Below are 26,154 nucleotides of genomic sequence, written 5' to 3' on the forward strand. Positions count from 1 at the left end.
AAACTGTAAGGGAGCGAAGATAAATGATTATTTTCGAATAGCAGATATAAATAAGGAGGAAGCAGCCAGTGCAGAACATTGAAGTGTTGTTGGCCGATGACAACAGGGAGTTTACGAATTTGCTTGCCGAGTACATTACGGAACAAGAAGATATGACCGTGACGGGCATCGCCTATAATGGGGAAGAAGTACTTCAAATGCTGAGCGAAGCACGCAAAATTCCCGATGTCCTTATTCTTGATATCATCATGCCTCATTTGGACGGATTGGGTGTCCTGGAGCGCCTGCGCGATATGGATCTGAAGCCGGAACCAAAGGTCATTATGCTGACCGCCTTCGGTCAGGAGAACATCACTCAGCGTGCTGTGCAGTTAGGCGCATCTTATTATATTTTGAAGCCATTCGATATGGAGGTTCTCGCCAACCGTGTGCGGCAACTCGCCGGTACACAGGGCAGCATGAGCACTTCATCCAGCATGTCCAATTATTCGGGCTCCAGAGGAAGCAACGTAGTGCCGCTCTCCAAGGGCAAGAACCTGGATGCCAACATTACCTCGATCATTCATGAAATCGGCGTACCTGCGCATATCAAGGGTTATCAGTATCTGCGTGAAGCCATTACCATGGTCTATAACAACATTGAGATCCTGGGCGCCATCACCAAGACCTTGTACCCGGCAATAGCCGAAAAATTCAAGACAACGCCGTCTCGTGTAGAACGCGCCATCCGCCACGCCATCGAAGTGGCCTGGACCCGTGGTAACATCGACAGCATCTCCCACCTGTTCGGCTATACCATTAATATCTCCAAATCCAAGCCGACTAACTCGGAATTTATTGCCATGGTGGCTGACAAGCTGCGGATTGAGCATAAGGTTTCTTGAAAGGGTAAGGATTAGGATATGTGAGGGGTTTTGAAATCTGATTATTTTTCATGACACACCCGATAAACCAAAAAGTTTATCGGGTTATTATTCGACCACGTCGACCGGTGATGTATTGATAGGTCGCATATAAAATCTAAGGAGGACAGAACGGAGAGAAACGTAACATACAACAAAAGGAGGTTGTGGGTGAAAATCCACAACCTCCTTTTGTTAACACTCCCCATGTAGAGCCAGTCCTTCTGTTCTATACAAAATAAGGATCTGGTTTAAATAAAAGAATGAAGAAATCAACTAAAGCTCCGATTCCCATCAACCCTCCAGTAAATAGATAAAGGATCCCAGTCCCAATTTTGCCTTCATAAAATCTATGTACTCCAAAGATACCAAGGAAGAAACAGAGAAGAACGGAAACCCATTTGCTTTTTCTTCTACCCGACCCTGCATTGTTGTTTACATTGGTGTTCATATTAGAATTATTAATAACAATATGGGGTTGAGAGGCAGCTCCTTTCAACTCTTCTACTTGCAGTCCGCACTTATTACACACGACTGCTCTTAGAGGTATTTTCTCCCCGCAGTGTAAGCAAAATTTCATTTGAGTTGAATTCGTTGGTTGTGCTGTTCTTAGGTTAGAACCAGACATTTTATATTCCTCCAGCAAATAATAATATAGGTAATTTCACCTAGGAATATTCTATCATATATTGTTGAAATAGAGGGAAATTTATTAATAAATGGAATTATATTTAATTTAAAAATATTCAAATTTAAATATATGTATTTATTTTCCTAGTCCTAAGAGCCTAAACCCGAATATCGATCGACGGTGATCCAGAGGATTTATCATTTTGCTGACCCGATACGCCGGTGGCTGGGGCCTCAGCGGTGCCTGTTTTCTTTTGGCTTGCCGAAGAATGGTCCTGATCGTCTTTCTCTGCACCTTCGGGATGTAAAAGTGATCTGGGGAGATCTTTTCTTGTTGCTGCGGTGTTGTCGTTGTCTTTCAGTTCGGATACTACATCTCCAATCTTGCTGTCGATGCCGCGAACAGTAGATTTAATATCCTGCACCCTGTCTCTTTTGGCTTGAAGGACTGTGCGTTCCGCATTTTCCAGCATAGTGGCTCTTCCGGCATCATGGGTTGGGTTGTTGGATAATCGGACTTCCTCCAGCTTCACCTCACCCTCCAAAGGCTTGATTTCACCTTCCACCTTCTTGCTAAGGCCAACCAGCTTACCCAGACGGTCATAAGTGGTATGATTCTGCAGTAGGACATGCATGGATTCAGCGGTAATATCCGTTGCGGGGTCCGTTTCAGGCTTTTTAGTTTCGGTCTTATTGGGCTTGCTGTTCTCTATTTTTTCCTGCATTTCCTCGGCTTTAATCTGGGCGATCTGTGCATCAATTTCCTGTATGGATGTTTTCAGGGCCTGTACCCGTTCCTGCTTTAGTTTTTTATCCATGTTCTCATTGGATTTTACGGCTTCAATTTGCTCGTTGAGTCTGGATTTCTGGTCCATCAGGCCTTGAATTTCTATGTCTCTGGAATTTGAAATGGCTTGATGGCTGGTATTTTGAATAGGACTGGTGTTATTAGATATAGATGAGATCAATGCCACGAGGATTTCCTCCTAAATGAAAGAATTATTTTCCATATAAAAGCTATATCGGTAATAGGACAAGGGAAAATAAGTAAACCCGGCTTCTCCGGCTAAAGTTTTTTAGGTATTAATTGTTATAATGAAACACAAAGTGTTATGTTGTGTTATGATATAGGTAGAGGTGACTCCTATGAACGATTTCGATAACTATCCCGATGAGCTGGGGAACTTCATCCGGCACTTCAGAAAAACCCGTGGGTTGACCTTAAGAGGGCTTGAGGAGAAGAGCGGTATCAGCTACTCCCAGCTCAGCAAGATTGAACGGGGCGAGAGTATTCCGCTAAAAGATAATCTGGATAAGATTATTGAGGCGCTTGGAGCAGATCTCAAGAACCGGATGTACCATCTGGCGGATTATATGCCTGACCTTGAATATATCAAGACCCTCAAGCAGGGATATAAGCACCCGCAGCACAATCAGTCGCAGGATTACATCTATGAGACAGCTTTCAACAAGCTGAAGGAATTCCGGGCGAAGGAAGGCAAGGAAACCTCCTATGTTTCGTTTGACTCGAACGAGGTGATCGTTTATGAAACGGAATATGGGGCAGGAATGGTAATAGAAAAAATTGAGAAATATAATCTTAACGATGTACTGAACGATAAATTTGAAGGCAGTCTGGACTCTCTGCGCAAGCAGCCCCGAAAAGGCCGACAGGCGTACATGTTCGGAGAGTGGCTCCGGGAATGTATCTACGAGCTGAAGGAAGACGAGCAGGATCAGGTCATTCAAGCCCTTAAGGAATTTACCCAATTTAAAGTGCAGCAGGTTAACGGAGCCTTCAAATAACAGCTGACCTCATCCGTTTTCAATAATGAATAATGTTGCCCTTTCTTGCAGCCATCTATTCATCTTGAACCATATAGCAACCAACAAAAAATGGTATGACAGAAAAGGGGAAATCCTAATGAGAGTTAATATGAAATTTACCAGCAAGGGAAAAGCCGCGATTGAGAATTTCAACAATGAAGAGCTGCTTGAGATCTTTGCCAGATATATCAAAACATTGACCAAGAAGTATGACATTGAAGTGGATGTACCTCTTGAAGTGAACCAGAATATTGTGAGTGACGGAACGGTTATAGCCATGGCACAGAACGTGAAGTGTGATGTGGATACTTTCTTCAAGGAGCTGGGCCGGGATATTAAGGTTCCCCTGAAAAAAAGACTGGGCGGTAAGCTGGAGAACGTCTTCAAAACGGAGTTTATTGAGTAGTCTTTTGCCATTGTTCCTCATAAAGAAGCCAGCTCCACTGAATAGTGAGGCTGGCTTCTTTGCTGTCAGTTGCAGATCATACATCATGTGTTCATAAGATATATGTAGGAGTGCTGAGAAATTAACGGTCAATCTTCGGAACGGTCAAAGTCACCCATGTTTCTCCCGGTCAGAACAGTTTCGATGATCTCAATGAAATCAAGTGAGGCTTTGGCCTCCACTGCCAATTCGTAGATGTTCAACAGTTGTTCGTCAGATAATAGCTCCAGGGATGAGGGGCGCGGAGAAGGATGAAAATAATAATCCATTAGATTCCTCCATCGGTTATTTTGGTAGATTAAGAAAATACTGCGAATCTATTTAAATGGTACCATTTGGAAGGTAACCCGTCTCCTGTCATTCGCCCTGTGAATAGTCCTTTACAACTGATGCATCATATGGGATAATATATAACTTTTTTCGGTGGAATTAAAAAACCATCTCGAAACCAGAGGTTGTCGGGATGGTTAATGATACATTATTAGGCTGACGTTATGATTCAGAGGTATCTTTGCGTGAGGCTAAAAATCGTTTGAGCCTTGTTTCATTTGGTTCTGATACTGTAGCGAATTGTTCTCCCTCTTGAAACGTAACAATTTTACGTTCCGAATCATAACTTTCAATATTACTTAGACTAACTACATTGCTGCGGTCAAGACGCTCGAAACCTTTGCCCTTATAAGCAGCCAAGAGATCGGAAAGTGTGGTAGGGAGAACAAACTCGCCTTCTTTCGTATGGACGAATATTGTATTCTTATAGCTGGAGAAATACAATATATCTTCTTCCCGGATATCCCGGGAGAACCCGTCATTTAACAAGACCCGCATGTTCTCCCCATCCTTGTAAATTACTTCCGCAATTCTTTAGGTGCTTCTGGACTGTGTAATCCAATCTTCATAACTGATGCAAAGAAACGGGCAGAAGCTTCAAGCGCTGCAGAAGCATGTTTGGCCATTGACGCTTTCATCTCATAACCTCCTTTTCCAAGGGATTACTGTTAAGGACTGGACTAAAAAGGCCAATCCGATGACAGACGAACCAATTAGAAAATTCAAACTAACCATCACTATAGAAATCACCTTTAATGCAGGGAACAAGCTTTGGGGAATTTGGGCATGCTTATCCGGATTTGGTGAGAATACAAGCATTGTCACTAAACTTACAGCGTTAATGATCCAAAGGGCTTGTCCAACCGGATTGAGCAGTGGTGTGAGCGAACATAATAAAGCCGTAACAATATTGCAAGCCCAGGCCGTGGGTAAGTGGAAACCGCCAGAGCAGATGCGCAACACGGAAAAACTTATATAAAAAATAAAGGTTGCCAGTAAATTATTGAAGAACAGGCCAATGGCCATGGCAGCAAAGAACGTGATAAGGGTATTCAGAATGATGTTCAATGCATACTGCATGACTTCAAGAGAAGAGGTTTCCTCAGGATTTGCGCGTTTGATTGCGGCAGAAATCTTAATGGCCAGGCTGTTCAAAATTCTTCACCGCGGTTCTTTTTTATTGAATAGTTGAGATATCCGAATAGCAGCACCACATAAAACAAGGGGACAACAATGAAAAATTGGGAGTATCTCTCAAAGAAATAAATCATCAGTGCCACCACGATTATGGAAGGGAAGCTTAAAGAAAATAGTATTTTTTCATGGCTGCCAATAATGATTCTCTCATTCGGTTTATCGGGAATAAAGTCAAACCCCATTCTTTTTTTACCGATATAAAAACCAAAAGCGAAGGCCGATAATGCAGAAACCAACTGTAAAAAGTATATTCCTATAGAAATCCCCAGAAAATGCAAGTTAAATATAGGGGTGGAATTCAATAATAGATAAAAAGTGGATTGAAATAACATGTATAGCAGGTATGACATACCGGTCATAATTGCTGAATAAAAAATATGAATACGAAATAACAGCCAGAAAAAGCAAAAAACAAGGGCATATTGCGTTAAGACATCTAATTCTGCAAAGCCATTGTTGACCCGGATGAAATAGGAGAAAACCGCCATGATTAATCCAGCAAAAACAATTTCTTTGGGGTAAAGGTCAATCTTGAAAATCTTGAATCCCAGATAAAATAAAGCGGAGCTTTCCAGTACCGAAAACACCATATACAGCAAAAATTCCAGCATGCTTACACTCCCGGAGATCAGGTTCACTCAACTTCTATTCTTGCAAATATTATACATAATGTACTAAAATACAACAACAGCATTTGACACTTTTCGGTAAATATTTCTTCATGAGAGAGGGTTAATTATGAACCAGCGTCCTGAACTAAAGGAATACAGCGAATTTCCGGCCCGATACATTGCATTGGTGCCTCCAGAAGGGGATCTTGTGTCTATCTTAAGAGAACAATCCGGTTTGATCTATGAACTACTGGAAGGGCTGAGCGAGGAGCAGGGGAACTACCGTTATGCAGAAGGAAAATGGAGCATCAAGCAGCTGCTGGGGCATCTGACCGACAACGACCGCATCATGTCCTACCGTCTGCTTGCTATTGCCAGGGGAGAAAAGGCTCCGCTGCCTGGGTATGAGGAGAATGATTATGCGGCGGCAGGGGAATTTGACCGGTTCACGCTGAGTGAAATGGTACAGCACTACAAGCTGGTTCGCATGTCTACCATTGCTCTGCTGGAGAGTCTGCCTGAGGAAGCCTGGACCCGGATAGGGACAGCCAGTAATCATCCGATTTCCGTCAGAGCAATAGCTTGTGTCATCATTGGGCATGAGCTTCATCATCTGAATGTTCTGAACGAACGCTACTTGAAGTAAGGCATAAGGTGCAACGAAGACCGTGTGAAAAGGGAGGAGGAAGCTGCGGGTGGGTTTATTTAAAGGTATACTGCATTTCTTCATTCCAAGAGAACGCACGCTGGTGTTCACGACTTTTGATCAGGCTCAATATTTCAGAGCCAAAGGCCGCCTTACTGAGGCTGGCATTCCCCATCGTTCCAAAATCAATGGAGGAATGCAGGCTACGGTCCAGCGCTTCCAATATGGAGGCAAAGCTTCCGTTCAGCATGATCTCTATGTCCGCAAGGAAGATGAGTACCTTGCAGCACAGGCAATCCATTAACGCAAGGTTTCCGCTCTCCATACAAAAAGCACACACTATGCGAAGGCCGGCCATTGCCGCAGAGTGTGTGCTTTTTCGTTTCTTTTAGAGCGGCGGATTCTTGTGGCATTTACGGCATACCGGGTAGTAGGCTTCATTGCCGCCGATCTGAATTTGCTTGCCGCTGTATACAGGCTTGCCGTTCTCGACGCGCAGCGCCATCGTGGCCTTGCGTTCGCAGAACCAGCAGATCGTTTTCATTTCTTCGATTTTGTCTGCATAGATCAGCATATATTTGCTGCCTTCGAACAGATTGTTCTGGAAATCATTTTTTAGCCCAAAAGCCATGACCGGAATATTCAGCTCGTCGACAATCCGTACCAGCTGGAGGATGCAATCCTTCGTCAAAAATTGGCATTCATCGATCAGTACACAATGGGGTTTGGGCAAATTGCTGCTGACAATGCTGTATATATCCGTATTCTCGTCGATCGCGATCGCTTGCTTGCGCAACCCGATACGGGAGGATATATATCCGACTTCGTCCCGGTCGTCAAGGGATGGAGTGAAAATGAGCACCGACTTGCCCTGCTCCTCGTAATTATGCGCAACCTTGAGTATCTCAATGGATTTGCCGCTGTTCATTGCTCCATACTTGAAAAACAACTGTGCCACTTCCATCTATCCTTTCGTTAATCAGCCTGATGAATCCTCATCTATAAAAATGCGACTTTATTAGATTAGCATATTCTCAGTAAATGTAGCCAGTGAAAACATTTACGGGTAATGGTTAAAGAATGTTATAATGATCGCGGTTATGTGTATTTATTCAGAAGAACGTTTATAGAAAGAAGGCTTACCATTGACGGACCATATGGAAGGTTACAAAGAGAAGATAGCCGCTTTGCAAGAAAACGGGGAGCTGTCACAGGAAACGTTAAGCTTGCTGACAGAGATGCTAGGCGAGCTGGTTGAAATGAACCGAAGCAACAAGGCGCTGCGCCGGGTAATTTTGAAGGGACAATCTTCATCGATGTCCACCCGCCTGCGTGAAGCGCTCTACGAATAGACAAATGGGGTAACGCTGATGAACATCATTTTTTCCTATCTCAACAAATACAGGGTAGCTGCAATCGCCGCGCTGGTGATGATGGTGATCGAACTGGCGGTGGAGCTGTCCCAGCCCCTGCTGATCTCCAAAATTATTGATGACGGAATCAGGGAACAGGACAACCGGGTCGTCTGGCTATGGGGCGGTGTGCTGGTAGTAAGCGCAGTTTTGGCGTTTATTGCGGGCGTGCTCAGCTCTTTTTTTGCGTCTCATGCCAGCCAGGGGTTTGCCTTTGATCTGCGGGATAAGTTATATGAGAAGGTTCAGTCCTTTGCCTATGCCGTATTCAGCCGTTTCCCCACTTCATCTCTAATCACCCGTCTTACGGCGGATGTTTCACAGCTGCAGGATACGATTTTTATGGGACTCCGCTTCATGACTCGTGTGCCGCTCGTTGTTGTGGGCAGTGTGGTGATGGCGTTAGTCGTACATGTGAAGCTGGGGCTGCTGCTGGCAGTTACCCTTCCGGTACTCATTGTGTTTCTGGTCTGGGTGATGAGAAAAGCCTCGGTATTGTTCCGCAGCGTGCAGAGCCGGCTGGATGGAGTCAACAGTGTAATTCAGGAGAACCTTACCGGTATCCGGTTGATTCGGGTGTTTGTGCGTATGAGCCATGAGACTTACCGTTTCGCATCATTCAGCAGGGAACTGATGACTTCCACTGTAGCTGCGCTGCGGCTGACGGAGACCTCGGCTCCACTTATTATGCTGATTGTGAATGCGGGTATTATGCTGGTGCTGTGGTTCGGACGTATCGAGATTTCCGCCGGAGACGCAACCCTTGGACAGACTGTAGCAGTAATTAACTATTCCCTGCGTACGATCGGAGCCTTGTCAGCACTATCCTGGATTATGGCGACGTTTTCCCGGGCCAAGGCTTCTTCGCAGCGGATTCAGGAAGTTATGTCGGCAGATCACCTGGAAGCTAAGAATGAAGTGGCGGGAACTATAAGAAAGACAGCACCTATTCAGGGTGAAGTTGAGTTCCAGCATGTTAGCTTCCGTTATCCGGAGAGTGATATTGCTGTGCTGGAGGATATTTCGTTTACGGTGCAGCCGGGAAAACGGGTGGCAATTATGGGAGCTACCGGCTCAGGCAAATCATCTCTGGTAGGCTTGATTCCCCGTTTGTATGAGCAGAACAGCGGTGTCATCCGGATCGACGGGACGGCAAGTTCAGAGATGGAAATGTCCAGACTGCGCGGCGCCATCGGATATGTTCCCCAGGAGGTCCTGCTGTTTACCGGATCGGTGCGGGAGAACATGGTCTGGGGCAAGCCGGATGCCACCCAGGAGGAGATTGAACGGGCAGCTGCAGCCGCGCAAATACATGATACGGTAAAAGAATTACCGCATGGCTATGACACCATGCTGGGACAGCGGGGAGTCAATCTCTCCGGGGGGCAGAAGCAGCGGCTGACGATTGCCAGAGCGCTGGTTAGAAAACCCGCGGTTCTAATTCTGGATGACAGCACCAGTGCACTGGATGCGGTTACCGAAGGCCGGCTGCTGGCAGAACTGAAAAACATGTCCTGCACCACATTTCTTATTACGCAAAAAATCAGCTCGACCGTCTCTGCTGACCTTATCTTACTGCTGGATGAAGGCCGACTGATTGCGAAGGGGACGCATGATGAGCTGATGAAGGATTCGGAGCTGTACCGGAAGATCAATGAATCCCAAGACAGGGAGGTGGCGCAGCATGTTCAAAGCTTTACTTGACCCTTTTCGCCACCCGAAGCTGAGTGTCGGACTTGGTGATGCGGCAAGCTTCGGTTCGCCGGGAGGACGTAAACCAAAGGCAAAAGCCAAGAACTGGTCGGCCACACTACAGAGAATCTGGAGCTACCTGGCGAAACGCAAGGCCAAGCTCGCGCTTGTACTGGTGATGGTGTTTCTCAGCTCCGGACTTGCTCTGCTCGGACCTTATTTGATCAGCAGAGCGGTGGACCACTATCTGGAAGGAAATGGAGGCAGAACCTGGGGATTCTTCCTAATCACGCTTGCCGCCGTATATCTGTTCAATTCCTTGACCTCCTGGCTGCAGAACATCTGGATGATCGAGATTGCCCAGGAGACCGTATTCCGGATGCGTACCGATCTGTTCGCCCATCTGCACCGGTTGCCGATTCCGTTCTTCAACCGCAGGCAGCAGGGTGAAATTATGAGCCGTCTGACCAATGATATTGAGAATATTAGTTCCACGTTGAACAGCTCGGCGATTCAGATTTTCTCAAGCGTGCTGACACTGCTCGGCACGGTGGGTGTGATGCTGTGGCTAAGCCCGTTGCTCACGTTGCTGACCTTCATCGTAGTACCGCTGATGATCCTGGGCATGCGCTGGATTACACGGCGGACCGGTCCGCTGTTCAAGGAACGCCAGCGCAATATGGGCGAGCTTAACGGGTTTATTGAGGAGACGTTGTCGGGGCAGAGAATCATCAAGGCTTTTTCGCAGGAGGAGCGGGTCATTGCGGGCTTTCGTGAGCGCAATACGCGGATTATGCTGTCGGGCTACTGGGCTCAGGCGATTTCGGGCTTTATTCCCAAGCTGATGAACGGCCTGAACAATCTGAGCTTTGCCATTGTAGCCGGAGTCGGCGGTCTGCTGGCTATCCGGGATTTAGTTACCGTAGGCGTTATTATCGCATTCGTGGAATACACGCGCCAATTCACGCGGCCGCTGAATGATCTGGCGAACCAGTGGAACACGCTGCTGTCGGCGATTGCCGGTGCAGAACGGGTATTTGAGGTGCTGGATGAAGGAGCCGAAGCCAAGGATGAAGGAACAGCGGGAGCGCTGGATCACGTGGAGGGTGCGGTGAAATTCTCCGGAGTGTCCTTCTCGTATGATGACGGAACCGATACGCTGCAGGATATCAGCTTCGAGGCCAAGCCCGGCGAGATGATTGCACTAGTTGGGCCAACCGGGGCAGGTAAAACCACGTTGATCGGCTTGCTGTCCCGCTTCTATGATCCTGACAAGGGCAGCATTACGCTGGATGGCAGGGACCTGTCTTCGATCCGCCGTGAGAGCTTGCGCAGCCACATGGCCTTTGTGCTGCAGGATTCTTTCTTGTTCAAGGGAACGATCCGTGATAATATCCGCTACGGCCGGCTGGATGCCAGTGACGAGGAAGTGGAGGAAGCGGCGAAGCTGGCGAATGCCCATTCTTTTATTATGCGGATGAAAGGCGGCTACGAACGGATGCTGTCTGTGGACGGCACAGGGATCAGCCAGGGACAAAAGCAGCTGCTGGCTATAGCCCGAGCGATTCTTGCCAATCCGTCCATGCTGGTGCTGGATGAAGCGACAAGCAGCATCGACACTGTAACGGAGATCAAGATCCAGGAGGGACTGCAGGCGCTGATGAAAGGCCGGACCAGCTTCGTGATCGCCCACCGTCTGGGGACGATCCGTGCGGCAGACCGTATTCTGGTGCTTCAGGGCGGACGGATTCTGCAGCAGGGGGCGCATAAAGAACTGCTGCAGGAGGGCGGATTGTACAGTGAGCTGGTACGGGGGACTTCGGATTCAGCGACGGGGTAGGTTATAAAAAAAAGGCAGTCCGAAATTCTTCGGAACTGCCTTTGCTGTCTATAAGGGGAACGGCTATGCTAGTCTCGCCTGTGATTACTATCGCTTAGCTGGAGGCATCCGGTGAGGGGGGCTGCTGGGTCTTTTGCTTCTCCTTGAAACGGGGACCGACGTAATTGCGCTTCCGGTCACGGGTCAGAATCCAGCCGCCGAGGAAGCTCATTCCGGCCAGGAACAGCAGCAGCCCTCCGCCAAAATGAAGCCAGGCAAAAACAGGAGTTGCGTTATCGTCGCCATGCATGGAAATATAGTTGAAAATATCGTCTTTCATCATCAGGAAGCCTGTCATCGCGAGGAGGCCGGGAATCACCAGAATCAGGATGGCAATGAAGCGTGTGGTGAGCAGTTTCATGATTTCCTCCTTTTCCACTTGTATCCCATTGAATTCACCCATATGATAACGCTTCAACGGGTAAAAGTCCATGTATATATGACGTTTGTAAGCTTTGTTATGGGGATAAAAGAGAGTACAATGTAATAGGTTAATTTAGAACTTACGAGTGATGAATGGAGGATACATATATGACGATTTCATGTGACGTGGCCATTCTTGGCGGAGGTACCGGAGGTTATGTGGCGGCGATCCGCGCAGCTCAGCTCGGGAAATCTGTCGTTGTCATTGAAATGGACAAACTGGGCGGAACCTGTCTGCACCGCGGCTGCATTCCAAGCAAATCGCTGCTGCGCAGTGCCGAGGTATACGCTGAAATACAAGAGAGTGAGAGTTATGGCATCGAGACTGCGGGGGTGCAGCTGGTATTCCCGAAGGTGCAGGCCCGCAAGGAAGCTGTGGTCGAGCAGTTGCATCAGGGTGTGCAGTTTTTGATGCGTAAAAATAAAATCCAGGTGCTGAAGGGAAAAGGACGCATTATTGGCCCTTCGATTTTCTCTCCGCGCAGCGGGGCCGTGGCAGTGGAGCTGGAGAATGGCGAGATGGAGACTGTGGTTTCCGGCAATCTCATTGTGGCAACCGGCTCGCGTCCACGCGTGCTGCCCGGTCTGAAGCCGGACGGCAAGGTTATACTGAGCAGCGAAGAAGCGTTGACACTGGAAGAACTGCCAGCCTCGATCATTATTGTGGGCGGCGGAGTCATCGGTGTGGAATGGGCTTCGATGCTGGCTGATTTTGGCGTGCAGGTCACTGTGGTCGAAGCGGCCGGACAATTGCTGCCTCTCGAAGACGAGGAGATCGCCCGCGAACTGCTGCGGCTGTTGAAGAAACGCGGCGTGAAGGTGCTAACCGGGACTACTGTAGATGCTGAGACCTGTGTAATTTCAGAATCGGGAGTTACTATTGAAGCCCGTAAGGGTGAACAGAGCCAGACCCTGACTGCGGAGAAGCTCCTGGTATCTGTAGGCAGAGTAGCTAATATTGAGAATATTGGTATGGAGAATACTGATATCCATTTTGATAAAGGTGTAATTGAAGTTAATGCCAACATGCAGACTAATGAACCGCATATCTATGCGATTGGCGATTGCATCGGCGGACTCCAGCTGGCCCATGCTGCAAGTCATGAGGGAATACGTGCAGTGAATCATTTGGCGGGGGAGAAGCTTCATCCCTATCACCCGCACCTGGTTCCGCGCTGTGTCTACACGCGTCCTGAAGTGGCGAGCGTAGGGTATACGGAAAAAGAGGCCAAGGCGATTGGAGCGGATGTGGTCACTGGTAAGTTCCCGTTTTCGGCCATTGGAAAAGCGATTGTCTACGGGATGAAGGACGGTTTCGTCAAAGTCGTTGCCGACCGGAGCAGCGGAGATATTCTCGGTGTGCAGATGATCGGTCCCCATGTTACGGATCTAATCGGGGAAGCGGCACTGGCACAGCTGCTGGATGCCACACCTTGGGAAGTCGGGGAAGCGATTCATGCCCATCCTACACTTTCCGAGATCATTGGCGAAGCTATGCTCGCTGTGGATGGAAGAGCAATCGGATTCTAAGAAACGATGAATGCCCCCACGGGAATGCCGGGCGGAGCTGAAGGCGCCATATGCGTCAAAACAGCTCCAAACCGGCTTTTCGTGGCTTTTCTTTTTAGAGGAAAAGGGATTATAATGGACTGGAGTACGATTTAGTACCTGGTTTTAAGATCAGGCACAGATTAGCTTGAGTGTATGCCGCTTGATGCAAGTTGTACGAAGAAAATCAAGGAAGCATCGCTTAACAAACTTTTAGGAGGTACCTCATATGGAATCCCAAGGTACTGTAGAAACCGTTAACAGACATAAGCCGCTTGGACTCAGTGACGGCCAGGTCATCGATATGTACAGATATATGCAGCTCGGGCGGAAGTACGATGAACGCAGCCTGCTGCTTCAGCGCGCCGGGAAGATTAACTTTCATGTCTCCGGGATCGGCCAGGAGGCGGCCCAGGTAGCAGCAGCTTTTGCGCTGGACCGGGAGAATGACTATTTTTTACCTTATTACCGTGACTATGCCTTTGTGCTGACTGTGGGTATGACAACGCGTGAACTGATGCTGTCTGTGTTCGCCAAAGCCGAAGACCCTAATAGCGGAGGCCGGCAGATGCCGGGCCATTTCGGAAGTAAACGCCTGCGGATTGTGACCGGATCAAGTCCGGTGACCACACAGGTGCCGCATGCCGTGGGCTTTGCCCTGGCAGCCAAAATGCAGAAGAAGAAATTCGTTTCGTTTGTCACCTTCGGGGAAGGCTCCAGCAACCAGGGGGATTTCCATGAAGCGTGCAATTTCGCCGGGGTGAATAAGCTGCCGGTCATCATTTTTTGCCAGAACAACCAGTATGCAATTTCGGTTCCGGCCCACAAGCAGCTTGGGGGTAAAGTCAGCGACCGTGCACTGGGCTACGGCTTCCCGGGTATCCAGGTAGACGGCAATGATCCGCTGGAGGTGTACCGCGTGGTGAAGGAAGCGCGTGAGCGTGCGCTAGCCGGTGAAGGCCCGACCCTGATTGAGGCGATGATGTACCGCTTATCTCCGCACTCCACCTCGGATAATGATCTGGCTTACCGGACGAAGGAGGAAGTGGATGCCAACTGGAAAAAAGACGGCATTGCCGCCTTCCGCACCTACTTGATTGAACTTGGACTCTGGAGTGACGAGCAGGAACGTGATCTGGCTGCAGAATACAATCTGGAGCTGAAGGCAGCCATTGAATACGCTGAAAATGCGCCGTTTCCGAAACCGGAAGATACGCTGCTGCATGTATACAGTGAATCTGACCTCAAGGGAGGAGCCTAACCCATGGCGATTATGGAATATATCGATGCCATCCGGCTGGCAATGAAGGAAGAACTGGAGCGCGATGAATCGGTGTTCGTGCTCGGCGAGGATGTCGGCGTTAAGGGTGGAGTCTTTACCACCACCAAAGGGCTGCAGGAGCAGTTCGGGGAAGAACGCGTCATGGATACACCACTGGCAGAATCTGCCATAGCCGGTGTGGCTATCGGTGCAGCGATGTACGGGATGAAGCCGATTGCTGAAATGCAGTATTCTGACTTCATGCTTCCGGCGACTAACCAGATCATCAGCGAAGCTGCCAAAATCCGCTACCGCTCCAATAACGACTGGAGCTGTCCGGTGGTGATCCGTGCTCCCATTGGCGGGGGGATCTTCGGCGGACTGTACCATTCGCAATGCCCGGAATCGATTTTCTTCGGGACGCCAGGGCTTAAGATAGTAGCACCGTACTCGGCGTATGACGCCAAAGGGCTGTTGAAGGCAGCTGTGCGTGATCCTGATCCGGTCCTCTTCTTCGAGAACAAAAAGTGCTATAAGCTGATTAAGGAAGATGTGCCGGAAGGGGATTACACCGTTCCGATCGGTGAAGCAAATCTGCTGCGTGAAGGCAGCGATATTACAGTAATCGGGTACAGTCTGCCGCTGCATTTTGCCATGCAGGCTGCGGAAGAGCTGGAGCGCGAGGAAGGCATTACCGCGCATATCCTTGATCTGCGCACCTTGCAGCCGCTGGACCGCGAGGCCATTATTGCCGCTGCCCGCCAGACCGGGAAGGTCCTGATTGTTCACGAGGACAACAAGACCGGTGGCATCGGCGGAGAAGTGGCGGCAATTATCGCAGAACACTGCCTGTTCGAACTGGATGCGCCGATCTTCCGTCTCTGCGGACCGGACGTGCCGGCGATGCCCATCAGCCCGCCGATGGAGAAGTTCTTTATGCTGAGCAAGGATAAAGTGAAAGCGGAAATGCTGCGCCTTGCGCAGTACTAAGTTTCAAACCAGTTAGACCGAGCTTGAAGGGGCAGTCATCGTTAGTGGAAAAAGTATCATGAATTGGACTCATTCAGCTTATGGAATAACCCAAGTGGGAAAAAGTACCACTAATCCGGCTGAAAAACCCTGTATGTAATGAATAGGTATGATTTAAGTGTACAAAATCCCACTAAAACCTTATCGAGTCAGGTTTACAGCAAATTAGTTTTACTTTCTTTTTCCACTTAATATAGAGTGAACTTAAGAATCTAACCTGGTTTCTTGTTGAATCTTATAGTTCTCAGAGAATTCGCCGAGTTTTGTACGAAGAACTATCTGTAAGCATATGCTTACAAAACTTAAGCGAATGCTTCCGAAGTGAGTTTTGTACGAAGGACTATCTGTAAGCTTATGCTTACAAAACTTTAAGGAGTGACATTATGTCTGACAACACAATGCTGACCGATGTGATTATGCCGCAGCTGGCGGAGTCGCTGGTGTCGGCGACGATCGGTAAATGGCTGAAGCAGCCAGGGGATTCCATCGAGCAGTACGAACCGCTCTGTGATCTGATTACGGATAAAGTCAATGCGGAGTTGCCTGCCACCGTAGATGGCACACTGGTGGAGCTGCTGGCGGAAGAAGGACAGACCGTGAGCGTAGGAGAGGTGATTGCACGCATAGCCGTAGCTGCACCTGCCGCATCAAGCGCACCGGCTGCTCCAGCGGCCGCTCCTACTGCGAATGCTGCGCCGCAAGCGCAATCCGTGACCCGTCCGGCGCCCAATCAAGCGCCAGCAGCGGGCAGACCACCGGTGCCGGCTGCTGCGTTTGACGCATCCGCACCGATGCGCTCCCGGTATTCACCGGCGGTGCAGACCCTTGCCGCGGAGCACGGCATTGATCTCACGGCGGTGCCGGGGACCGGCCTTGGCGGCCGCATTACGCGCAAGGACGTGCTGACGTTCCTTGATAACGGCGGCGCATCCGCCGCTGGCTTGTCTGTTACCCCAGCAGCCTCTGCTGGACAGCAGGCACCGGAAGTTTCGCAGCAGCCTGCGATCCAGGGGATTCATGAAGAAGTACAGGATGCAATGGTACCAGTCCGCCATTCAGGGCTTCATCTAAGTGAAACACCGCGTATTCCTACAATTGAGGTAGAGGGGGGACGGGGCAGCAGTTCGGAGTATCTGATCGACGTAACCCCAATCCGCAACACGATTGCAACAAGAATGCGTCAGAGTGTCTCCGAGATTCCGCATGCCTGGACGATGATCGAAGTGGATGTGACCAATCTGGTCATGCTGCGTAACAAGCTGAAGGATGAGTTCAAACGCAAAGAAGGTATTAACCTGACTTATCTGGCCTTCTTGATGAAAGCTGTCGTAAGTGCCATTAAGGATTACCCGATCATGAACTCGGTATGGGCTGTTGATAAAATTATCGTCAAACGCGACATCAACATCTCGCTGGCTGTCGGTACTGAGGATTCAGTGATGACGCCGGTTATCAAAAAAGCCGATCAGAAGAATGTTGCGGGACTTGCCCGCGAAATCGACGAGCTGGCTATGAAGACCCGTGAAGGCAAGCTGCGTCTGGAGGATATGCAGGGCGGCACATTTACAGTGAACAATACCGGTTCATTCGGCTCGATTCTGTCCTATCCGATCATCAATTACCCGCAGGCAGCTATACTTACCTTCGAATCCATTGTGAAAAAACCTGTTGTGATCAACGATATGATCGCCGTTCGTTCCATGGCTAATATCTGTCTGTCACTGGATCACCGGATTCTGGACGGCGTTATTTCTGGACGGTTCCTGCAGCGTGTCAAGGAGAATGTGGAGGGCTATACACCGGATACGAAGGTGTATTAATGAATGGTATAACCCTGTAACAGGAGACTGTAATACAAAGGGGACCTGAGAGCATGAGCAGCACGGATCTAAGCTTACTGGAAGTTTCATATCTTCCGCTGATGGAATACGGGGCGGCCTGGGAGCTGCAAAAGGAGGCTGTTCAGGCAATTGATGCCGGTACAGGGCCGGAGCGGCTGATTCTTTTGCAGCATCCGCCAACCTATACCATCGGCTCCCAGCATCATCCTGAACATCTTCTCCTCAGTGCCGAACAGCTTAAGCAAAAAGGCATTTCGCTGTTTGAAATCGACCGGGGAGGAGATATTACATATCATGGTCCCGGCCAGCTGGTTGGATACCCGCTGCTGAAGCTTGGGGTGGATGGCAAGGTGGATTTGCACGGCTATCTGCGCCGTCTGGAGTCTGTAATTATTGATTTTTTGGCTTCTTACGGCATTGAAGGCAGCCGCAAACCGGAATATACGGGTGTGTGGGTTGGCGATGAGAAAATCTGTGCCATTGGAGTCAAATTCAATAAAAGCAAATTCCGCAAAGGCTTTATCACCAGCCACGGGTTCGCGTTCAATATTACAGCGGGAATCGGGGAACAGGGATTTCAGGGGATCATTCCTTGCGGGATTACCGAGTATGGAGTCACCTCACTGGAGGAATGCGCCGGGCGTCCGTTTGAACTCCGGGAGGTAGCCGGAGAATTGATTCCTTATTTCCTGAAGTATTTTCCTTATGAGATGTCTGATGCCGTACTTCTGGCGGATTCGATGCAGATCGATTAAGCCGAGCATTCTCAGGTACGCTCAAGTCAAATAGCGCCCGGAGCATCCGGACGCTATTATTAACGGGCCAAGGGGATGATCAGCCGGCCAGGAAGGGCTCAAGGACGAAGAGTACGGTAGAGGCGATCATGGCGATCAGCATAACATAGATAACGATGCGGAACCATTTTTGACGTTGCATGAGTGACTCCTTTGAAATTAGTTTAAGTGAAAAGCGTATGGAATGTTTAACACAATAATGCTATTGTAACGTATCCGTGAAAGAGAGGGAAGTCCAATGATCTCACAAGACCGCTTGATTCAGGAATTCATGGAGCTTGTCCGTGTAGATAGTGAAACAGGAAACGAACGGCAGATTGCCGATGTGCTCACAGAAAAATTCAGCGCCCTGGGCCTTACCGCCATTGAAGATGATTCCAAAGAACGCACGGGTCATGGAGCAGGCAATTTGTTCGTGACTTGGCCAGCCGAGGAGGGGGCTTCAGCACCTAAGATGCTGTTCACCTGCCATATGGATACCGTGGTTCCCGGTAAAAAAATCAAGCCTTCCCTGGGCGCAGACGGCTGGATTACCAGCGACGGCAGTACAATTCTTGGCTCGGATGACAAGGCTGGACTCGCTGCTGTGTTCGAAGCCATTCGCGTGATTCAGGAGCAAAAACTGCCTCATGGACAGATTCAGTTTGTCATTACCGCAGGTGAAGAGTCAGGGCTGCTGGGTGCCCGGAACATGGACCCGAGCCATTTGGATGCCGAGTTCGGCTTTGCTCTGGACTCCAACGGTGAAGTGGGAGCGATAGCAGTCGCTGCACCGACCCAGGCGAAGGTGACCATGCAGATTTTTGGCAAATCCGCTCATGCTGGCGTGAATCCGGAGGATGGAATCAGCGCGATTCAAGTCGCCAGCAAAGCTATCTCGGCGATGAAGCTTGGACGCATCGACAATGAGACAACAGCCAATATCGGCAAATTTGCCGGAGGCGGCCCAACAAATGTGGTCTGTGACCATGTGCAGCTGGATGCCGAAGCGCGCAGTATTGTGCAGGAAAAGGTAGAGCGGCAGATTGCTTCCATGCGTGAAGCGCTGGAGACTACGGCCCGCGAATACGGTGCGGAAAGTGAGTTCCGCAGTGAAATTATCTATCCGGCATTCAGCTTCAATGAGCATGATCCGGTAGTGAAGCTGGCGGAACGTGCGATTACTTCACTTGGGCTGTCCCCAAGATTGTTCGCGTCGGGCGGCGGCAGCGATGCCAATGTGTTCAACGGATTGAAGGTTCCAACGGTAAACCTGGCGGTCGGCTATCAAAATATCCATACGACCAAAGAGCGGATCAAAGCCGAGGATATCGCGAAGGTGGCCGAACTCGTTGTTGCTATTGTGAAGGAAAGTGTAAAAGGCTGATCCAGCCACGGGCAGCTTAGGTTGCTGCATGACATACATGAAGGAGCTGTCTCCGGTCCATCCCCGGGAACAGCTCCTTATGTTTACTCACCCTGATGAACACCAAGAGATTATCCGGCCTTGTTCGCATTATGGTTCCGTTCTTCGGAATGCAGCAGCAGGATATAGGCCAGCGGCATATCACGTCCATATTGCTGTATCCACCCGGCTATCACAGCCTTAATTTGCTCCGGTCTGCCTACCATTGCGACGGCGGATGAGCTTGTATGGACAAGGATATCATTCATGCCTGCATTCCTTCTTCCCTCTTAAGTTTGCTATAATACACCCTATGCAGATTGAAGCCAAAGGAGACCATTAACCTATGAAAAATGATGAAATCAAACGCAATCCCGCACTGGACGAAGAAACTTTATCCACACAGCCGATTTTTGAAGGTAAAATCATTTCGCTGCAGGTGGATACTGTCAAGCTGCCTGATGGCAATACCGCAACGCGCGAGGTCGTGAAGCATCCGGGGGCTGTAGCCGTACTGGCGCTGAATAAGGGTAAAATGCTGGTGGTTGAGCAGTACCGTCAGCCGATGCACCGCACCGAGGTGGAAATTCCAGCAGGCAAGCTGGATATAGGTGAAGATCCGCTGGTGGCAGCCGGGCGGGAGCTTCAGGAAGAAACGGGTTTTCATAGCGGTGAGCTAAAGCTGCTGAAGTCGTTCTATACTTCTCCCGGTTTTGCGGATGAAATCATCCACTTGTATGTCACGGACAATGCCCAGACGGGAGATATGTCGCTGGATGATGATGAGTTTCTGGAGGTCTCGGAGCTGACACTGGAGGAAGCGTATCAATACATCGCGGATGGGCGAATTGCCGACGCCAAAACCATGATGGCCGTCTACGCCTGGCATTTATATACGCTTACAGGCCAATGGCACTAGGAGCTAAGCTTCAAGGCTTTTATTGCGACCTTCATGTGCATATCGGGCGGACATCGGAAGGGCAAGCTGTCAAAATCAGCGGAAGCAGCAGCCTTACTTTTGCTAACATCGCCAAAGAGGCGGCGCAGCGCAAAGGAATGGAGCTGATCGGCATTATCGACAGCCATGCGCCGGGAGTTCAGGCGGATATCCGTACACTGCTGGCCTCAGGTGAGATGAGCGAAGCAGAAGGAGGCGGGATCGCTTACCAGGGAACGACGATTGTACTGGGAACGGAAATCGAAATCCGTGAGCCCGGGCGTAAAGAGTGTCATGTCCTGGCTTTCCTGCCGGATCTTACGGCGATGGAGGCATTCAGCAACTGGATGAGCAAGCATATGCGCAACATTAACCTGAGCTCCCAGCGGCTGTATGTTTCGGCCCGGCAGCTGCAGGATGAGATCTGCTGGCGGGGCGGGATACTCATTCCGGCACATATTTTCACCCCCCATAAAGGACTGTATGGGTGTGCCGCTGAACGAATGGCCGAACTATTTGACCTGGAGAGGATTGCTGCGGTGGAGCTAGGGCTGAGCGCCGATTCGGGAATGGCAGGTTATATATCCGAGCTTGACCCTTACACCTTCCTGACCAACTCCGATGCCCATTCACTTGGTAAAATCGGCCGCGAGTATAATGTGATTGAGATGGAAAAGCCCTCTTTCGCTGAGTTGCGGCTCGCGCTGGCGCGTCAGGAAGGGCGCAGGGTCAGCGCCAACTATGGGTTGAATCCGCGGCTCGGCAAGTATCACCGTACCTATTGTGCGGGCTGTGGCAGTATCGTTGACGAGGCATATGCCAATTCGGAGCGTTGTCCGTATTGCGGTAGCCCAAAGCTGGTGCAAGGTGTGTTAGACCGGATTCTGGCGATTGCAGACCGCGAAGAGCCTTTAATTCCTCCACATCGGCCAGCGTACCATTATCAGGTGCCGCTGGAGTTTATTCCGGGGCTGGGCAAGCGCAAGCTGGAGCTGTTGCTGCAGGCTTTTGGCACCGAGATGAGAATCCTGCACTCTGCCGGTGAGGCGGAATTGGCCGCTGTTGCCGGAGCAGATCTGGCATCGCAGATTGTGAGAGCCCGTTCCGGCACGCTTGCGCTGTCGTCGGGCGGCGGAGGGACCTACGGCAAGGTAGTGAAAAGCTAACGGCAGCGGACAAGTCATAGAGTGGGACGTTTCTTCATATGGTGTAACATATGACCGGAAAGGAGAACGTCCCGATGCGCAGTTTACGGCTGATGATGAAGGAACAGACGCCCCTTTATATTTTTGTCGCGGTATTGTTTTTGGTTGGGGTCGTTTTCGGGGCTTTGATTGTGAGTGCACTGACGCTGGATCAGCAGCAGGAGCTTGGGGATTACCTGGGGAATTTCTTCGTCACCGTCGATCAGCAGGGGCTCCCGGCAGCACCGGATTCTTACTGGGACATTGCTGCTCTGAATCTGAAATGGATCGGCCTGATCTGGATTCTCGGATTGTCTGTAATCGGACTGCCCGGCATACTGATTCTTGATTTTCTCAAAGGTGTGCTGATCGGCTTTACTGTCGGCACTCTGGTTAGCGAGTATTCCTGGCATGGCATGCTGTTCGCGCTGGTCTCGGTTGCGCCGCATAATCTCGTGCTGATTCCGGTACTGCTGGTAGGCAGCGCGGCAGCGATTGCTTTTTCCCTGCTGATGATCCGCAGCCGGGTGCTGGGTCAGCGGCGCTCTCCGGTAACCCGGCCATTCGCCATGTACACCCTGCTTTCCCTTGGACTGGCGGTGCTGGTGTTGGGCGTCTCCGGTTTTGAAGCCTGGGTGACGCCATCGATGATGCGCTGGGTGACGCCGATGCTTGTTAGTAATGCCTGAAAACACTGGCGTATTGCGAGTTGAGGTGTTTATCTGATTAACAAAAATCACGCAAAAATCACATTTCCGGCGATTTCTTAGGATTAATGATGTTATCAAAGTGTATCTTCACTTTATTCGATGCATCACTGGTCATGGCAGCTGTAACGTGTGTATAAATTTTTAACGTGGTTTTTGAATCATCGTGTCCTACCCGCTGCATGATAACCGCTAGGTCAACCTTTGCCTCAGCGAGCATACTGATGTGTGTGTGTCGAAATATATAGGGTGTAGCATGTTTAGTAATAGTTGTCCGTTTCAGTAATCGATCCATACGATTAAGGGTCTGCCGTTCGGACGAGAAAACATATATTTTTCATCATAGAAATCGTCGTTCACTTGCTTATAGCGCTTTTGGCGTTCTTCTTGGTCTGCTTTATATGCCTTTAGCATCTTAATAATTACATCATCCAAATCAAAATTTCGTATTGCAGCATTTGTTTTGGGTGGTGTGATTTCAATCTTGTACATATTGCTTTCGGGACTGTATAGCGTTTTGCTAATACGTAACATCCCTGTGCTAAAATTGAGGTCTGACCACTTCAATGCACACAACTCACCAGGACGAAGGCCCGAGTAAATTAGCAAATAGAAGGCTTCTGAATCACCGTACAATCCTCTTTTACGCACCTCTGCTAAAAACTCCTGAATTTCATTCTTCTCCAGAAATTTCTCGGTGATCAAACTGTTTTCAATATCATCCACTGTCTGTACACGTTGTGGTATTTTTGCGCCTTTACACGGATTATCATCTCGTAGATTATTTAGGATTGCCCATTCGAAGATCATATTCGCACAAACGTGTATGCTTTTCAAATAAGATTTTGAGTATCCTTCATCAAACAGATCGTTTAGTATTTTTTTATATTGCCGATGTGTAACTTGATCAATGTTGATCTTAGAAATATGTTTTTCCAGCACTTTCAATGTTTTTGTTCTTAGACGAATGGAGCTTGACTTAACTTCGGTTCTGGAGTAGTCTGCAAGCCATTCCTGGGCAGCATCACTGAAAGATGTCTGTTTGCCTTTCGTAGATCCAAGCCGCTGTTCAGCGCGTTCACAGCTTCTTGAGCGGCGTCAATGGCTTCCTGCTTGGTATCTCGAACTCTTGGTATTTGACGGCGAACACCAGTGACTGGATCGGGCGGCCCCTCCATGACACACCGCCATTTATAGCCTTGTTTGTTTTTAGCAGGAATCTTCTTGATACTGGCCATCCTAAGCTCCTCCTCGGTGGCGGGTAGTTTTGTGATTTTGTATGAGGCGACATTTAAAAATTAATAGCATCGTCAACCGCCTCCATAGGCAGAATCAGCCGTGTCACGCCTTTGCCATGCCGCCAGGCAACGCGGGATAAATTGATCGTCACATACCCTCTACGATTGGGAGGAAGAGAGATGTCCCCGGGTAGGACAGTAGCATCATGTCTGGATCGGTAGAAGGAAGAGTTATGAAGCTTATAGTTTCGTTCCACATTAAGAATCAATGGCTCGTTCCAATTGAACCCTTGACGCTGTTCGATTACCAAGGCTTCCGGACGGGAGAAATCGTCTAAACCATACAATGAACGAATACGAGGCTGCTGAAGGTAATCGAGGCCTGAAACAGGGGATTCGTGAATGGTTGCTTCTAGACTAGATGGAGACTGACTGGCATATGTAAAGGTCGACATGAATTTTGACTCGGTTATTCGATCTTCAACTTGATTGAGGCGTAGTTTAGCAAAATTTAGATATACTTGGAATTCAGTGACCAGTAGGCTTAATACTTCAATTCTGTTCACGGGGAGTTGCATCTGTTCAAGCATAAAGAATGGAATCATTGCATAAAGCGCAAATTGATTCGCATCGTTCTCTTGGGCTTCTCGAAACAACTCGGGCATCCAGCGTTGATCGCCGGAGTGACGGATGACATGACAAAGTTCATGGAAAAAGACCTTTCGCTGCTCTATGTAGTCATCGCGCCTGTCGATAAAGATGACTTTATCCTCATTTTCGCTAAAGGGGCTATTGTCGTAATAAACGATATCTACTCCAAAGATCATTGCGACCTTATCCATATCAAGATCCATAGGTGTGAAAATACCATTTAACCGGTATTGTTACTCAATCCATTGTTCCAGTGGAGTTTTAAAGTAGTTGGAAAAATTCATGTAATTACCTCCGATGCACGTACATATGTTCTATTTTAATGTGAAAAGAAAAGACGTTCCCCTTATAAACTCCGTGATGGCAATAAACAAGCAGCAGTTTTGGAGAAAAATGAAATCAACCGGCTCTCTGTTCAGGCAGATATCCGGATCACAGATTTTGAACGGAATTGGATGCTTGAACATTATCCAAAGCTTAAGCATAAACGTGGAGCTGCAGCAGCAGCTCTTGGCTGTGACCGGCGGCGAGTGTGCCAGTTGGCCATAGCGCTGAAGCTGGATCAAAAGAATGTTTCATCCGGATAGAGGGGGTGCAGTCATGACAAACAAACCACTAACAAATTGGCAGGCAAAGACACTTGAACTTATAAAGAAATTTATTGATCAACGGGGCTATGCACCATCAGTTACTGAGGTGGCTGATCTCTTGAAGATAAAGTCGCGCTCTACGGCGCATTCATTAGTTAAGCAATTAGTGAATAAAGGGTACCTGGTGAAAACCGATCATGAGGTCAGGACGCTCTGCGGGTTGTGGGGCAGAAGGAAAGTGATTCGCTCGAGTCATATGAAGCTTTGCGTGAAGACAATGTGCGGTTACTGCAGGAGAATGCAGAGCTGCGGGAAAAGCTTGCGGGTTGTGCAAATCAATAATATACAAAGACCCCCATATCCTTTGGTCGGGCAGGGGTCCAATCTCTTACTTTCATTCGAATTATACCACGAGTGAGGGGATTATCATGGGGAAAAGCGACAAATTAGCAATCCAACTGGCTTTTGACATCCTCCCGATCGACGAAACAGAGACCCGTCGCCGGGTGGAGGAATATTTGGAGGTGGTCCGTATATACCGGCAGATTGGCTTCGTGCGGCGCCAGGCAGCGCTCACTGCCAGCCCGGAGCCGCGGTATCACGGATCTACCAATGCAATTAGCCGGACGACGGAGAATATAGCGGTATGGAACACGGATAGAGAAGTGGAATTGGAGAGGCAGTCAATGCTGCTGGATCTGGCAATGGGGCGGCTTAAAAAGGCTGAGTGAGAAATCATACAGCTGCGTTACCTGGAGCATGAAGACGAGTATGATTCGATACTGTGCGGTGAGCTGGGGATGAGTGAGCGGAAGTATCGGCGTGTGAAATCGAGAGCAATTTATATTTTGGCGTGTGCTCTAGGGTTAGAGGTTCTATTGAAGGAAATTTAACCCAGGGATTTAAAGGTATTAGATTATTAATGGCGAATTTTACATTGAATATTAAGGTTTTATTCTTACATTCGGATATATAGTGAAAGGAATGGATAAAAAA

At 49.0% G+C, this 26,154-nt stretch carries 34 protein-coding genes and 1 pseudogene; 20 read left to right on the top strand and 15 right to left on the bottom strand.

Annotated features, from left to right (window positions below; all coding sequences use genetic code 11):
* The first annotated feature begins 68 nt into the window (after positions 1-68).
* Positions 69-884, top strand: a complete 816-nt coding sequence (spo0A, locus tag A3842_RS08655; protein WP_074085273.1) for a sporulation transcription factor Spo0A — start codon at positions 69-71, stop codon at positions 882-884.
* Positions 885-1,131: 247 nt separating this feature from the next.
* On the opposite strand, the gene A3842_RS08660 is transcribed toward spo0A, so the two are convergent.
* Together A3842_RS08660 and A3842_RS08665 are read right to left on the bottom strand one after the other, a co-directional pair.
* Positions 1,132-1,530: a TM2 domain-containing protein gene (locus A3842_RS08660; RefSeq protein WP_074101089.1), complete on the bottom strand. Its 399-nt coding sequence runs from the start codon at positions 1,528-1,530 to the stop codon at positions 1,132-1,134.
* A gap of 160 nt (positions 1,531-1,690) precedes the next feature.
* On the bottom strand, positions 1,691-2,506 hold the full coding sequence (locus A3842_RS08665) for a FlxA-like family protein (RefSeq protein WP_074101090.1): 816 nt from the start codon (positions 2,504-2,506) through the stop codon (positions 1,691-1,693).
* A 172-nt stretch (positions 2,507-2,678) separates the two neighbouring features.
* On the opposite strand from A3842_RS08665, the gene A3842_RS08670 reads away from it, so the two are divergent.
* Both A3842_RS08670 and A3842_RS08675 read left to right on the top strand, forming a co-directional pair.
* The gene (locus A3842_RS08670; RefSeq protein WP_074085270.1) at positions 2,679-3,338 is read left to right on the top strand and encodes a helix-turn-helix domain-containing protein; all 660 of its coding nucleotides are present in this window, start codon (positions 2,679-2,681) and stop codon (positions 3,336-3,338) included.
* Between the two features lie 118 nt (positions 3,339-3,456).
* Positions 3,457-3,765 carry a hypothetical protein gene (locus tag A3842_RS08675; protein WP_074085269.1) on the top strand — a complete coding sequence of 103 codons (309 nt, stop codon included), beginning with the start codon at positions 3,457-3,459 and terminating at the stop codon, positions 3,763-3,765.
* A 128-nt stretch (positions 3,766-3,893) separates the two neighbouring features.
* Here the strand turns inward: A3842_RS08675 and sda are convergent, their stop codons facing one another.
* The 4 genes from sda to A3842_RS08695 all read right to left on the bottom strand — a co-directional run bounded on the left by sda (position 3,894) and on the right by A3842_RS08695 (position 5,942).
* Complete coding sequence (sda, locus tag A3842_RS08680) at positions 3,894-4,073, bottom strand: sporulation histidine kinase inhibitor Sda (RefSeq protein ID WP_074085268.1); 180 nt, start codon at positions 4,071-4,073, stop codon at positions 3,894-3,896.
* Positions 4,074-4,296: 223 nt separating this feature from the next.
* Complete coding sequence (locus A3842_RS08685; protein ID WP_074085267.1) at positions 4,297-4,632, bottom strand: LytTR family DNA-binding domain-containing protein; 336 nt, start codon at positions 4,630-4,632, stop codon at positions 4,297-4,299.
* A gap of 141 nt (positions 4,633-4,773) precedes the next feature.
* A complete protein-coding gene (locus A3842_RS08690) occupies positions 4,774-5,289 on the bottom strand; it encodes an accessory gene regulator ArgB-like protein (protein ID WP_074101091.1) in 516 nt (171 codons plus the stop codon).
* A complete protein-coding gene (locus A3842_RS08695; RefSeq protein WP_074101092.1) occupies positions 5,286-5,942 on the bottom strand; it encodes a hypothetical protein in 657 nt (218 codons plus the stop codon). Before A3842_RS08695 ends, A3842_RS08690 begins: the two co-directional genes overlap by 4 nt.
* Before the next feature lie 208 nt (positions 5,943-6,150).
* Between A3842_RS08695 and A3842_RS08700 the strand changes: the two genes are divergently transcribed.
* Positions 6,151-6,588 carry a DinB family protein gene (locus tag A3842_RS08700; RefSeq protein ID WP_256701601.1) on the top strand — a complete coding sequence of 146 codons (438 nt, stop codon included), beginning with the start codon at positions 6,151-6,153 and terminating at the stop codon, positions 6,586-6,588.
* A gap of 49 nt (positions 6,589-6,637) precedes the next feature.
* The gene (locus tag A3842_RS08705; protein WP_074101094.1) at positions 6,638-6,892 is read left to right on the top strand and encodes a hypothetical protein; all 255 of its coding nucleotides are present in this window, start codon (positions 6,638-6,640) and stop codon (positions 6,890-6,892) included.
* Positions 6,893-6,976: 84 nt separating this feature from the next.
* On the opposite strand, the gene A3842_RS08710 is transcribed toward A3842_RS08705, so the two are convergent.
* Complete coding sequence (locus tag A3842_RS08710; protein WP_074085406.1) at positions 6,977-7,546, bottom strand: thymidine kinase; 570 nt, start codon at positions 7,544-7,546, stop codon at positions 6,977-6,979.
* A 187-nt stretch (positions 7,547-7,733) separates the two neighbouring features.
* Here A3842_RS08710 and A3842_RS08715 point away from each other — a divergent pair, with 187 nt between their 5' ends.
* From A3842_RS08715 to A3842_RS08725, 3 genes are read left to right on the top strand one after another with little or no spacing between them, the layout of a single operon-like run.
* On the top strand, positions 7,734-7,940 hold the full coding sequence (locus tag A3842_RS08715) for a hypothetical protein (protein ID WP_074085262.1): 207 nt from the start codon (positions 7,734-7,736) through the stop codon (positions 7,938-7,940).
* 18 nt (positions 7,941-7,958) lie between these two features.
* Positions 7,959-9,704, top strand: a complete 1,746-nt coding sequence (locus tag A3842_RS08720; protein ID WP_074101095.1) for an ABC transporter ATP-binding protein — start codon at positions 7,959-7,961, stop codon at positions 9,702-9,704.
* Positions 9,685-11,532, top strand: coding sequence for an ABC transporter ATP-binding protein (locus A3842_RS08725; RefSeq protein WP_074085260.1), 1,848 nt, complete (start codon positions 9,685-9,687; stop codon positions 11,530-11,532). Before A3842_RS08720 ends, A3842_RS08725 begins: the two co-directional genes overlap by 20 nt.
* 94 nt (positions 11,533-11,626) lie before the next feature.
* On the opposite strand, the gene A3842_RS08730 is transcribed toward A3842_RS08725, so the two are convergent.
* A complete protein-coding gene (locus A3842_RS08730) occupies positions 11,627-11,932 on the bottom strand; it encodes a DUF2627 domain-containing protein (protein ID WP_074085259.1) in 306 nt (101 codons plus the stop codon).
* A 170-nt stretch (positions 11,933-12,102) separates the two neighbouring features.
* On the opposite strand from A3842_RS08730, the gene lpdA reads away from it, so the two are divergent.
* From lpdA to lipB, 5 genes are all read left to right on the top strand, one after another.
* Positions 12,103-13,524 carry a dihydrolipoyl dehydrogenase gene (gene lpdA, locus A3842_RS08735; protein ID WP_074101096.1) on the top strand — a complete coding sequence of 474 codons (1,422 nt, stop codon included), beginning with the start codon at positions 12,103-12,105 and terminating at the stop codon, positions 13,522-13,524.
* Between the two features lie 247 nt (positions 13,525-13,771).
* Positions 13,772-14,803 (top strand): thiamine pyrophosphate-dependent dehydrogenase E1 component subunit alpha, encoded by a 1,032-nt coding sequence (locus A3842_RS08740; protein WP_074085257.1) that lies wholly within the window; start codon positions 13,772-13,774, stop codon positions 14,801-14,803.
* Positions 14,804-14,806: 3 nt separating this feature from the next.
* Positions 14,807-15,793, top strand: a complete 987-nt coding sequence (locus tag A3842_RS08745) for an alpha-ketoacid dehydrogenase subunit beta (protein WP_074085256.1) — start codon at positions 14,807-14,809, stop codon at positions 15,791-15,793.
* A gap of 422 nt (positions 15,794-16,215) precedes the next feature.
* Positions 16,216-17,652, top strand: coding sequence for a dihydrolipoamide acetyltransferase family protein (locus A3842_RS08750; protein WP_074101097.1), 1,437 nt, complete (start codon positions 16,216-16,218; stop codon positions 17,650-17,652).
* Between the two features lie 53 nt (positions 17,653-17,705).
* Positions 17,706-18,428: a lipoyl(octanoyl) transferase LipB gene (gene lipB, locus A3842_RS08755; protein ID WP_074101098.1), complete on the top strand. Its 723-nt coding sequence runs from the start codon at positions 17,706-17,708 to the stop codon at positions 18,426-18,428.
* Between the two features lie 79 nt (positions 18,429-18,507).
* On the opposite strand, the gene prli42 is transcribed toward lipB, so the two are convergent.
* Positions 18,508-18,609: a stressosome-associated protein Prli42 gene (gene prli42 / locus A3842_RS31955; protein ID WP_143186211.1), complete on the bottom strand. Its 102-nt coding sequence runs from the start codon at positions 18,607-18,609 to the stop codon at positions 18,508-18,510.
* 96 nt (positions 18,610-18,705) lie between these two features.
* Between prli42 and A3842_RS08760 the strand changes: the two genes are divergently transcribed.
* On the top strand, positions 18,706-19,833 hold the full coding sequence (locus A3842_RS08760; RefSeq protein ID WP_074101099.1) for a M20/M25/M40 family metallo-hydrolase: 1,128 nt from the start codon (positions 18,706-18,708) through the stop codon (positions 19,831-19,833).
* Positions 19,834-19,943: 110 nt separating this feature from the next.
* On the opposite strand, the gene A3842_RS32435 is transcribed toward A3842_RS08760, so the two are convergent.
* Positions 19,944-20,120, bottom strand: a complete 177-nt coding sequence (locus A3842_RS32435; RefSeq protein WP_178381987.1) for a hypothetical protein — start codon at positions 20,118-20,120, stop codon at positions 19,944-19,946.
* A gap of 77 nt (positions 20,121-20,197) precedes the next feature.
* On the opposite strand from A3842_RS32435, the gene A3842_RS08765 reads away from it, so the two are divergent.
* The 3 genes from A3842_RS08765 to spoIIM all read left to right on the top strand — a co-directional run bounded on the left by A3842_RS08765 (position 20,198) and on the right by spoIIM (position 22,661).
* Entirely contained in the window at positions 20,198-20,770 is a 573-nt protein-coding gene (locus A3842_RS08765; protein WP_074101100.1) for an NUDIX domain-containing protein, read from the top strand.
* Complete coding sequence (locus A3842_RS08770; RefSeq protein ID WP_074101101.1) at positions 20,761-21,954, top strand: endonuclease Q family protein; 1,194 nt, start codon at positions 20,761-20,763, stop codon at positions 21,952-21,954. Before A3842_RS08765 ends, A3842_RS08770 begins: the two co-directional genes overlap by 10 nt.
* A gap of 74 nt (positions 21,955-22,028) precedes the next feature.
* A complete protein-coding gene (gene spoIIM / locus A3842_RS08775) occupies positions 22,029-22,661 on the top strand; it encodes a stage II sporulation protein M (protein ID WP_074101102.1) in 633 nt (210 codons plus the stop codon).
* A gap of 58 nt (positions 22,662-22,719) precedes the next feature.
* Here the strand turns inward: spoIIM and A3842_RS33255 are convergent, their stop codons facing one another.
* The 5 genes and pseudogenes from A3842_RS33255 to A3842_RS08785 all read right to left on the bottom strand — a co-directional run bounded on the left by A3842_RS33255 (position 22,720) and on the right by A3842_RS08785 (position 24,771).
* On the bottom strand, positions 22,720-22,974 hold the full coding sequence (locus A3842_RS33255) for a tyrosine-type recombinase/integrase (protein WP_256701604.1): 255 nt from the start codon (positions 22,972-22,974) through the stop codon (positions 22,720-22,722).
* The gene (locus tag A3842_RS33260; protein ID WP_371915992.1) at positions 22,959-23,489 is read right to left on the bottom strand and encodes a site-specific integrase; all 531 of its coding nucleotides are present in this window, start codon (positions 23,487-23,489) and stop codon (positions 22,959-22,961) included. Before A3842_RS33260 ends, A3842_RS33255 begins: the two co-directional genes overlap by 16 nt.
* A gap of 6 nt (positions 23,490-23,495) precedes the next feature.
* Positions 23,496-23,651 (bottom strand): annotated as a pseudogene (locus A3842_RS33750) (site-specific integrase); the annotation flags it as partial.
* Positions 23,639-23,917 (bottom strand): hypothetical protein, encoded by a 279-nt coding sequence (locus A3842_RS33265; RefSeq protein ID WP_256701606.1) that lies wholly within the window; start codon positions 23,915-23,917, stop codon positions 23,639-23,641. The pseudogene A3842_RS33750 and the gene A3842_RS33265, both read right to left, overlap by 13 nt.
* 53 nt (positions 23,918-23,970) lie before the next feature.
* Positions 23,971-24,771 carry an ImmA/IrrE family metallo-endopeptidase gene (locus tag A3842_RS08785; RefSeq protein ID WP_074101103.1) on the bottom strand — a complete coding sequence of 267 codons (801 nt, stop codon included), beginning with the start codon at positions 24,769-24,771 and terminating at the stop codon, positions 23,971-23,973.
* Between the two features lie 180 nt (positions 24,772-24,951).
* Here A3842_RS08785 and A3842_RS08790 point away from each other — a divergent pair, with 180 nt between their 5' ends.
* From A3842_RS08790 to A3842_RS08800, 3 genes are read left to right on the top strand one after another with little or no spacing between them, the layout of a single operon-like run.
* Entirely contained in the window at positions 24,952-25,155 is a 204-nt protein-coding gene (locus A3842_RS08790) for a hypothetical protein (RefSeq protein ID WP_074101104.1), read from the top strand.
* A gap of 13 nt (positions 25,156-25,168) precedes the next feature.
* Entirely contained in the window at positions 25,169-25,576 is a 408-nt protein-coding gene (locus A3842_RS33755) for a LexA family protein (protein ID WP_074101105.1), read from the top strand.
* 10 nt (positions 25,577-25,586) lie between these two features.
* On the top strand, positions 25,587-25,889 hold the full coding sequence (locus A3842_RS08800) for an ArpU family phage packaging/lysis transcriptional regulator (RefSeq protein ID WP_305953382.1): 303 nt from the start codon (positions 25,587-25,589) through the stop codon (positions 25,887-25,889).
* Positions 25,890-26,154: the final 265 nt, after the last annotated feature.

Source organism: Paenibacillus sp. P3E, from assembly GCF_001909045.1.
GTDB classification, from domain to species: domain Bacteria; phylum Bacillota; class Bacilli; order Paenibacillales; family Paenibacillaceae; genus Paenibacillus_AQ; species Paenibacillus_AQ helianthi.